At 34.0% G+C, this 9,825-nt stretch carries 12 protein-coding genes; all 12 read left to right on the top strand.

The window, feature by feature from the left end; translation table 11 throughout:
• The first annotated feature begins 238 nt into the window (after positions 1-238).
• The 12 genes from AC4MRQ_RS23125 to ybiA all read left to right on the top strand — a co-directional run bounded on the left by AC4MRQ_RS23125 (position 239) and on the right by ybiA (position 9,674).
• Positions 239-973: a DUF6261 family protein gene (locus tag AC4MRQ_RS23125; protein WP_491200097.1), complete on the top strand. Its 735-nt coding sequence runs from the start codon at positions 239-241 to the stop codon at positions 971-973.
• A gap of 340 nt (positions 974-1,313) precedes the next feature.
• Positions 1,314-2,735, top strand: coding sequence for a right-handed parallel beta-helix repeat-containing protein (locus AC4MRQ_RS23130; protein ID WP_491200098.1), 1,422 nt, complete (start codon positions 1,314-1,316; stop codon positions 2,733-2,735).
• A 193-nt stretch (positions 2,736-2,928) separates the two neighbouring features.
• Positions 2,929-3,501: a hypothetical protein gene (locus AC4MRQ_RS23135; protein WP_491200099.1), complete on the top strand. Its 573-nt coding sequence runs from the start codon at positions 2,929-2,931 to the stop codon at positions 3,499-3,501.
• 491 nt (positions 3,502-3,992) lie between these two features.
• Entirely contained in the window at positions 3,993-4,373 is a 381-nt protein-coding gene (locus AC4MRQ_RS23140; protein ID WP_491200100.1) for a DUF1428 domain-containing protein, read from the top strand.
• A gap of 69 nt (positions 4,374-4,442) precedes the next feature.
• Complete coding sequence (locus tag AC4MRQ_RS23145) at positions 4,443-4,934, top strand: DUF3795 domain-containing protein (RefSeq protein WP_491200101.1); 492 nt, start codon at positions 4,443-4,445, stop codon at positions 4,932-4,934.
• Positions 4,935-4,943: 9 nt separating this feature from the next.
• Positions 4,944-5,288 (top strand): DUF3788 domain-containing protein, encoded by a 345-nt coding sequence (locus AC4MRQ_RS23150; RefSeq protein WP_491200102.1) that lies wholly within the window; start codon positions 4,944-4,946, stop codon positions 5,286-5,288.
• A gap of 342 nt (positions 5,289-5,630) precedes the next feature.
• Positions 5,631-6,911 (top strand): RNA polymerase sigma factor, encoded by a 1,281-nt coding sequence (locus AC4MRQ_RS23155; RefSeq protein WP_491200103.1) that lies wholly within the window; start codon positions 5,631-5,633, stop codon positions 6,909-6,911.
• Between the two features lie 103 nt (positions 6,912-7,014).
• Positions 7,015-7,359, top strand: a complete 345-nt coding sequence (locus tag AC4MRQ_RS23160) for a YciI family protein (protein ID WP_491200104.1) — start codon at positions 7,015-7,017, stop codon at positions 7,357-7,359.
• A 4-nt stretch (positions 7,360-7,363) separates the two neighbouring features.
• Positions 7,364-7,582, top strand: coding sequence for a hypothetical protein (locus AC4MRQ_RS23165; RefSeq protein ID WP_491200105.1), 219 nt, complete (start codon positions 7,364-7,366; stop codon positions 7,580-7,582).
• Positions 7,583-7,921: 339 nt separating this feature from the next.
• Positions 7,922-8,170: a hypothetical protein gene (locus AC4MRQ_RS23170; RefSeq protein ID WP_491200106.1), complete on the top strand. Its 249-nt coding sequence runs from the start codon at positions 7,922-7,924 to the stop codon at positions 8,168-8,170.
• 3 nt (positions 8,171-8,173) lie between these two features.
• The gene (locus tag AC4MRQ_RS23175) at positions 8,174-8,896 is read left to right on the top strand and encodes a DUF3667 domain-containing protein (protein WP_491200107.1); all 723 of its coding nucleotides are present in this window, start codon (positions 8,174-8,176) and stop codon (positions 8,894-8,896) included.
• Between the two features lie 223 nt (positions 8,897-9,119).
• A complete protein-coding gene (gene ybiA, locus AC4MRQ_RS23180; RefSeq protein WP_491200108.1) occupies positions 9,120-9,674 on the top strand; it encodes a riboflavin biosynthesis intermediates N-glycosidase in 555 nt (184 codons plus the stop codon).
• The last annotated feature ends 151 nt before the right edge of the window (positions 9,675-9,825 follow it).

Here is a 9,825-nt window from a genome sequence, read left to right on the forward strand (position 1 = left end):
TTAAATAACAAATTGCCACTCCCATACAGCCAGAAGATAACTACAACTGTAAAATAGTTGATATCTGAGTGTTAGCTTTAAAAATAGTTAATCCTTTTGATAACTAATATTTCTCTAAAACAATGATAAAAGGCTTTTTACACAATAAACATTTGTCGTAAGTACTTTTTTATTTGAATTCTGATTTCTATATTCAGGTTCCCTTTATAAAACTTATCACTAATAAAAACTACAAGAAATGAGAACAATTCCCTTTTACCTGTTTAACATTCACGAGCGTTTTATCATTTTTCAAACGGTTGAACATATGCTTGAAAGCCGTTTAGAGACTTTACCAGAGATAGCTCCTATTCTTCAAAGTTTTCGTTCCATAAGAACGGAGATGGAACAGGCCTTACACCTGTCTCGCAGCAGCAGTTTTAGCGAACAGATTAATGAGGCTGATGAGTCACAGGATGACGGTTATCTTTGCTTTCGCACGGCTTTAGAATCAAATCTGTATACTATAATTGACAGGGATTCGCGCGGTAAGGCCCGCCGTATCGAAGAAATTATTCGCCGTCATGGCTGGAGCCTGCAACGCTTTGGCAATAAAAAGCAGTTGGCTGTATCGCAAAGCCTGATAACGGAACTGAGCGAAAAGGATAACCAGCAGTTTATATTCGACCTGGGCATTCAGCCTGAATACAACGCGTGGAAAGATGCGGTTGAGAATGTGAAGCAGATATACCTTGAAAAGGCTGAATATGCGGCCATTAAGCCAGACATAACTGCAGCCGGCGAACTGGGTAAGCAAGGTGTTGATTTATTGGAAAAAGTACTTCCGGGCTGGGCTTACCAAAGTGAATTTGCCGATAATACTGCGTACAGCGAGTTAATGAATGCCATTATGGAAAGCATTGATGAAATGGAGGTACAAGCCCGCCAACGCCAGGGCCGTAAAAAAGCCAGCACCGAAGAAGAACAAAACTGATAGAAACCTGACAGATGATACAGGTTGATGTTAATTATTCCACTATACATTATGGATTGTATAGTGGAATGTTTTTGTTAGGGAGAAATAATAGAAATGCTTTAGTTGTATGAGAGTTGACATTAATTCTTAGATCCCGAAGAATTAGCAAGATTAAATTATTAGTTGACGAGCAATGTAGAGAGAGAGGCCGTTAAGTATAATGTTAGTCACAATTCCAAATATACTACCATACAAGAATTAAACAATTAAATTACATTCAAAAAAGTAAAGGTGTTACAAGTTATTAAATGGAAGAACCATATTAATGAAATATTAATCAATAAATTTTAATTATAACATGAAAAAATCTGTTTGTTTTTTTTTAATTATTAGCATTTTAGGTTGTACAAAAGAAACGATAAATGAAAATACTGAATCAGAATTAATAGATGGTTCAGGTTTTGTCAGTGTTATAAAATCTGGTGTTATTAGTGATGGTAATACAGATTGTAGACAAGAAATTCAAGACTTATTAGACAATCCTGAAGTAAAAACAATTCATTTTGATGCCGATCACATTTTTATTATCGATGTTAATAATGGCTATTTAAATGTTCCTTCAAATAAAACGCTCATTATTGATGGAATTTTAAGAATTAGAAATCGCTATTATAATAGCATTGAAGATCAATTTGATCTAATCAGGGGTGATTCAGTTGAAAATGTAAAAATTATTGGAAATGGGGTGATTGATGGTAATGGTGTTCTATTAAAGGATTATGATAGAAGTTATCATAGATTAATAAGGTTTAATAATAGTTCTAACATTGAGATTTCAGTGAAAACTATTGAGAATAATATTTCCAGAAATTATCAACCACCGCAAAACACTTTTCATACTGTAGGCTTTTATAATTGCTCAAATATCTTTATACACGATTTGACGTTGACAAAATGGATGTATGAAGGTATTGGAGTAAAGGATTGTAAGAATTCCACTATTGATAATGTAACTTTTTTGGGTGAAGCAGGATCATGGTCTGGTATTCAAGTTGGTCAAGGTAGTTTAAATACAATAAACTCCTGTTATGTGTATAATGCTGGTGCTAGCGGAATAGGCTTTGACACTAAAAATTCAACAATCAGCAATTGTAGAGTTGAAAACAATCGTTATCACAATGGTTTTAATTTTGGACATAATCCAGGTGAACCTACTGAAGATTGTTATATTATAAACTGTATTGCTAGAACAAATCTTATAGATTTAAGTACAGAACGTGGTTATTATGGTTTCAATTTTAGTTCAACTTCCAAAAATAATACATTGGTTAATTGTCAAGCTATTGGTTATTGCGGTGGCAAAGCTGCAGGATTTAATATATCAAAAGGTAGAACATACCTTGAGAATATTAAGGCTGATAGTTGTTCACATGGATTAAAAATTTATGACGCAGAGGTATACGTCTCAAATGCACAACTTCAGCATAATTTAGGAATGCCATTTTTTAATGTGGATAATTGTGAAACCTATTCGTTTGAAAATGTACGTTTATCTGAAGATTCATTTACTGGTGAGGTGAACTTAATTAATCATCAAAATGGAGAACTTACAATTTCTAATGGGAATGTTACTAAAATGTCTGACATTGATTTAAAAACAAAGGATTCAGAAAGTACACATTGTTCCCCATTTATTAAGGAAAAAGGGAATGGTTATTTTATTATTGGACTACTATATATACCTAAATATGATGCTAATATAGATTATCGAATAAACTAAACTGCAATATGCTGCATGGGGTATTAAAACCCTCATGCAGCTATCTTTTAGGCAGCCTATATTTTGCAGAAATAGCAAAATTAAACTCTTGAGGTTAATGTTATTGTTTCTCTAAAGTAGTATAAAAACGATTAAGAATTATACAGCATTAGTTTTCAAATATTATCCAAACTCATTATAAGAAATTAAACAAATGAAAGTACTACTATTAATTATCCCTTTTTTGACAGCATTAACCGGTTTAGCAGCTGGAATTATTAAGGAAAGACTATTTGTTTTTAATCGGAAAAGAAAACGAGAAAATGCTTATCAAATTTTAAAGGAAGTAATTGGGTTAAACCTCGATGAAGAATTTAAAGCTCATGTATTAGAAGAATATAAAAGATTGGTAATTCATGAGTTGAAAGGTTTTGAAGTAAGTTCTGAACAATTTAAAATGATTGAGGATAGCAGGATATCAAACAAATTCTCAAATTATCAAATTAAAATTGCAGAGCAATATTTTAAATACGATAAAGATAAATTAGAAGTCAAAATTTCAGGAATTCAGAAGTTTATATTTGTTTCGTTTTTTCTTGTCGCCGTTACTCTAATTTCAATTGCGTTTTATTTAATATTTATAATTGAAGGAATGAATAATTGGAAGATATATTTTACAATAATGGGTTTTGCTATTATAACTTTGTTATCAGGATATTATCTGGTTAAGATTTTTGTGGCTCCTGTTAATATTGCACATTTGATTAAAAAGGAATTAAAGAAATAAAGCAATCGAGTAGACTGATGATAGGATAGTAGTCTTGTCACCGTGTTATACACCAACCAACACTTCCTCACACATAACCTGAAAAAGCAATCTCCCTCAATAAAGTTCCCAGCTTAGAAAGCAAATGATTTAGTTACACTTATTCTGTTATATCGGGTCATGCTTTATGAATTGCAATCTTTAAAACATGGTCAGCCTATATAATTTTAAGAATAGAATTTGCCAAGGACAACAGGCTGGCCGAAAACCCATTAAAATAGAAAAGGCTTAATCTTTGGAGATGCACTTCTTTGAAAGCAAGAGATATATAAACAGACAAAAAATAGTAAGTATTCCAAGTTAATTTGGTAAATTGGAGGGTAACAATTCGCTTAAAATTTCTTGTTGACTGATTAAAAAAGAGCACCACTACCTGCCTTTATTCTTATACTCACCGTTGAACAACAGAAGAGAAGAAATCAACAGATTAACCAAGTCAAAAAACGAATAGAATGAAGGAAAACATGGAAAATTACATAGATGGATTCGTTCTTCCCGTTCCACGAAATCACCTGAACGAATACAGGCGTGCGGCTAAAGCAGTTGCTGAAATTTGGAAAGAACATGGCGCACTTGCCTACTTCGAGTATGTTGGTGAGGATTTAAGTATGGAAGGTATATGTTCTTTTCCGGAGCTCATCGATGCAAAAGAGGATGAAGCCATTGTATTCGGATGGGTTGTGTTTGATTCTCGTGAGACGCGTGATCTCGTCAATGAGCGAGTTTCGGCCGACCCGAGAATGAAAGATTTAATTGATCCATTAACAGACCCGTCAAGAATGATCTTTGATGCCAAACGAATGGCCTATGGTGGATTCCAACCGCTCGTTTAATCAAATAGCAGTTACTCTGCAATTATACGATATGTTGTATATATTAAGTAGAACCAAACCAGTAACATTATGCCCAAAGAGATTTTAACAAGATGCGGATACCGATGCGATTTATGTCTTGCCTATAAAGACAATATCGAGAATGACGACCAAAGGGAGTTTCTTAGTGACACATGGCATAAAATATATGGATTTCGAATTCCTGCTCAGGAAATATATTGTGAAGGATGCATTTCCTGTGATCATCCTAAACTTATTGATGACAATTGCCCTGTTCGACCTTGCGTGATTAAGAAAGGGATAGAAAACTGTTCACAATGTAAAGAATATCCATGCGAATTATTTAATCAACGAAAAGTAATCCGTGAGGACTTTTCTAAGGACAAAATTATCTCAGGAAAAGAATACTCAAAATGCATTAAGCCTTACGAAAACAAAAAGAGGCTGGATGAAATAAGAAAGATTAATTATCCAAATTCAAGATTGTTAAATCCGGAATTAATACCTGACTATAAAAGTATTGAACAACTTATTGAGGACAGACAGGTTCAAAACGCATAGCAAGATTTATTGACCTTTATTGATAACTCCTACAATCTTGATAAAAAGATTTTATTTGGCGGTAAAAAATATGGTTGGGCAGTGCAATATAAAAAGGGCAAAAAGACTATTGTAACACTATTTCCGGAGAGGGAAAGTTTTACTGTACTACTGACTTTTGGAAAACCTGAATTAGAGAAAATAACAGGAAAAAGAGCGTCGTTTTCAAAGACTATAATTGACATGATTGAAAACACGAAACAATATCATGACGGTAAATGGGTTTGGATTCGATGCAAAGATGAAATCCACCTAAGTGATATCAAAGAGCTGATTAAGATTAAAAGAAAGCCTGAAAGAAGCTATTTGGCTTAATACAAGGATGAAATCGCTAAACGAAACTTTGCTAAATCTTCAAAACTACGTTCTACTTACTCATAAGGCAGGGAAATCGCTTTTAAAAATATAGATAGATCAATTTTTATCTTTTAACCACAAATTTAGCTTCGCTGATTTTCAATTCCCGAATTACACCAATTTTTAGTTCCGCAAAGCGGAACAATTTGTGTTAATTGGTGCAATCTGTGGTTCTAAAATTTTAATTACTGTTTAAAAGCAATTTCCCTGACTCATAAGAGCATATTAATGTAACTTGACAGGAAAATAATACGAAACAGGATACTTTTCTAAATATTAACAGTTAGTCGTATTAGAAACATGAGCAAGGATAAAAAGAACATATCCTACGAAATAGATCACCTGTACAGGCACGAGTATGGTAAACTCGTTTCGGTATTAACCAAAACATTTGGAACTTCCAATATCGAACTTGCTGAGGATGTAGTACAAGAAGCCTTTGCCGAAGCACTGAACAAATGGACGTATAATGGCGTACCTGAGAATCCGGTTGGCTGGATTTACAAGGTTGCAAAATACAAGGCAGTAAATATTCTAAACAGGGAAAAGTACAAAAGGAAATATGTATCTGAAGTTGCCCATTACCTGCAGTCCGAATGGACTTTAGAGCCTGCGCTAAAACGCATTTTTACAGACAAAGAAATTGAAGACGACCAGTTACGAATGATTTTCACCTGTTGTCATCCATCCATTTCATCCGATTCACAAGTTGCCCTCACACTTAAAACTCTTTGTGGATTCAGCATTTTAGAGATTGCTAAAGCCTTTCTTACCACCGAAGAAAATATCAACAAAAGGTTGGTAAGAGCCAGAAGAACAATAAAGGAAACAAACATTCCTTTTGAAGTACCCATTGGTAAAGAACTCGAAGAGCGACTTTCAAGCGTGCTTGAAACCATATATCTGTTGTTCAACGAAGGCTACAATGCTTCCTCTGGTGATCATCCGATTCGCTATGAGCTTTGCGAAGAAGCTACCCGCCTTGCAGAAATAATTGCATCAAACTCAAATATAAAGTCATCCAACGTATATGCATTGTTGGCTTTGATGACTTTAAATGCTTCCCGTTTCAATTCCCGGACCGACGAATTTGACAATGTTCTTGACTTGGAACATCAAGACAGAAGCCAATGGGACAAAGATTTGATTAAAAAAGGACTTTATTACCTGGAGTTTGCCACACAACAAAACAACATTTCTATTTATCACATTCTGGCTACCATTTCAGCTCAGCATTGTACTGCGCCCGATTATGATTCCACAGATTGGGAAAGCATATTATCCATGTACGACATACTTATGGAAATTGATAAATCTCCAATAGTCTTACTCAACCGGGCTATCGTTCTTTCTAAAACTGGTAACCCACAAAAAGCACTCGAACAACTCATCAGTATAAAAAATAAATCTGAGTTCCTCTCTTATTTGCCTTATTACACCACAATAGCCGAACTCTATTTTCAGAATAATCAACCAAAAACTGCTATTAAACTCTTAAATGAGGCATTAAAATTACCGCTTGAACCAAGACATAAGCTATTAATAAATAGAAAATTGGAGGAGTACTCTAAAAAAGTTTGATCTTTTTTTAGAACTCTATGTCACTTTTACTTCACTTCATTTGACTATCGGGTATAAAACAACTTTGTTAAATCATTTTATTATTTGAGCTATGCAAGAATTTATGATTTTTATTAAGACTAATGGCGATCATTTTGACGATCTCTCACCAGAACAGCAACAAGCCCACGTTCAAAAGATTGGTAAATATATTGGTGAACTAATGGAGGCTGGCAAACTGAAGGGTGCACAACCCCTGGAAATGAACGGAGCAGTCATCCATGGCAATAAAGGAGTTTTTAAGGATGGCCCGTTTAACGAATCAAAAGAAGTAATAGTAGGTTATTTCCACATAATGGCCAACAATATGGAAGAAGCTATTGAAATTGCAAAAGCGAACCCTATGTTCCATGATGAAGAAGGTATTATGGAAGTAAGACCAGTTAAACAAATGGAAGGAATTAATTAAAAAAATGGAAAATAACAATATAAAATATGATGGAAAATGTGCTTTTGCTCTGAGTTTGGGCAAAAATCCACCACCTGATACTAGTGGTAAGTACACCATAATTAAGGAAGGTAAAACTTACTCTTTCATAAATCCTGTTGCCAAATTTTTATTTAAGGTATTTCCCAAGAGCATTGAAAAAGCAGATGAAAATTGGAGTTGTCAAAATGAAAAACTGGACTAAAATGTAAATGGTATGCATATTTCCTTTGCGTACTTAATCCATTAATTCATTCGTCTCACAGTTATGCATTCCGGTAATATTACCAATTGCCGGAAAGCTCACTGGTCACACAATTGGATACACTCATTCTTCGGGATTCCGTTCCATTGAGTATTCTGACACTCCTTCTCTTCTGCCTCTCTCCTTTAGAGAAATTGTCTCTTATAGACTTTCTTTCAGTAACTAAAAGAACTTTTATATATTTACCATGTAAGGCACACTATAGCCAATAAAGTGTAGCTTGCCGTGGCACAATATAAGCTACGCGTTATAACCAAACATACTAACTAAATAATACAGATGAAGCAAAAAGATCTATCAGAACTAACAGACCAGGAACTATTAGCAGAAGCTAAAAGAAAGAAATCAAATTCCATAACCAATGCCTTCTTTATCGGATTCCTGATAGGAATCGTTATTTACAGTTTTGTTGTAAATAGCTGGGGATTTCTCACTTTAATACCGTTGTTTTTCGCATACAAATTGATGCAAAAATCTAATAAAGATAAAGCCTTGGAAAAATTGTTAAAAGAGCGGAATTTAAAATAAAAGATGGTGGATTTTTGTAAAAACTGCGAAACAGAGGTAACCCAAAATTACTGTCCAAATTGCGGACGTCCTCAACAATTGAAAAGAGTAGATAGTCATTATATTTTATCTGAGATTGGAAGCGTATTCAATTTCCAAAAAGGAATTTTATACACAATAAAAGAATTACTTATAAGGCCCAGGAAAAATATCAGAGCATTTATTTCCGAAGACAGAAATCGTCTTGTGAAACCGATTATGTATATCCTTATTACCTCTGTGATATATACAATATTTGTTAAGATTTTTCACTTTGAAGATGATTATATAAATTATTCAGGCAATGAAGAATCTGCACTTCTTGAAATCTTCAAATGGGTTCAAGGAAATTATGGTTACGCAAATATTATAATGGCTGCTTTTATTGGATTGTGGTTGAAGCTATTTTTTAGGAAATATCCATTCAATCTTTTTGAGATTCTAATACTTCTTTGCTTCGTAATGGGTACCGGAATGTTAATATATTCAACATTTGGAATGATTAAGGGATTGACCCATATCAATTTAATGAAAGTGGGAGGTGCTGTTGGATTTATTTATATTACTTATGCATTAGGACAATTTTTTGACGAGAGAAAACCAATGAGCTATGTTAAGGCATTTTTTGCTTACATATTGGGGTATTTAACTTTTTCTTTGGTAGCAGCAGTAATTGGACTAATAGTAGATTTGATAATCCAAAAATAGGAAACAACAGCTGCCGATCGAGCTAATGGCTCATAGGATTATTGCAAGGTCGGTGCGCCTCTTATACCAACCAATTCTTCTATATTGCATGACTCACACACACAGTTTCTTGATTGAAATCGTAATGAATTTATTAACATCCGTTTGGATATAACAGACCAAACTTTATAAATCATAGGAATAGAAACGTGGCTTGCCAATCAGGATTACTAAACAATAACACATGAAGTATAACATAGACTTAATAAGAAAAGACTTTCAGACCGGAAAAAAACATAAGTTCTTGTTCTTTTGGGGGCATCAAAAACTAAAGAATGGTGAAATTGGAAATAGCTGTTTTAGTCAATGGTGGACATCCAAATTTGAAATTGATGGAGTTGAATATACTTCAGCAGAACAATATATGATGGCTGAAAAAGCCAGACTTTTCAATGACTTAGATAACCTTGATAAAATAATAAACTCAAAATCCCCTGCTCAGGCCAAACAATTCGGACGTGAGGTTATCGGGTTTAATGAAGATATCTGGCTTAAACACAGGTATGAAATCGTTAAACGAGGTAATCTCGCTAAATTCTCACAAAACAAGGATCTAAAAAACTACCTACTATCGACCAATAAACGCATATTGGTAGAAGCCAGCCCCGTAGATGCAATTTGGGGAATTGGGCTTGCCAAGGACAACAAACTGGCCGAAAATCCACTAAAATGGAGAGGACTTAATCTTCTGGGATTTGCTTTAATGGAAGTAAGAGATATTTTAACAGAAAACGAATAACAAGCAATCCAAGTTAATTTGGTAAATTGGAGGGATTTAGTCCGCTCAAATATTGTCAACAGTAATAAAACATCAATGCAGAAAAAAGTATTAATAACAGGAGGAGGAAAAGGAATAGGTTTTACTATTGCAAAAAAGTTTGTTGAAAACG

Source organism: Carboxylicivirga sp., assembly GCF_982718395.1.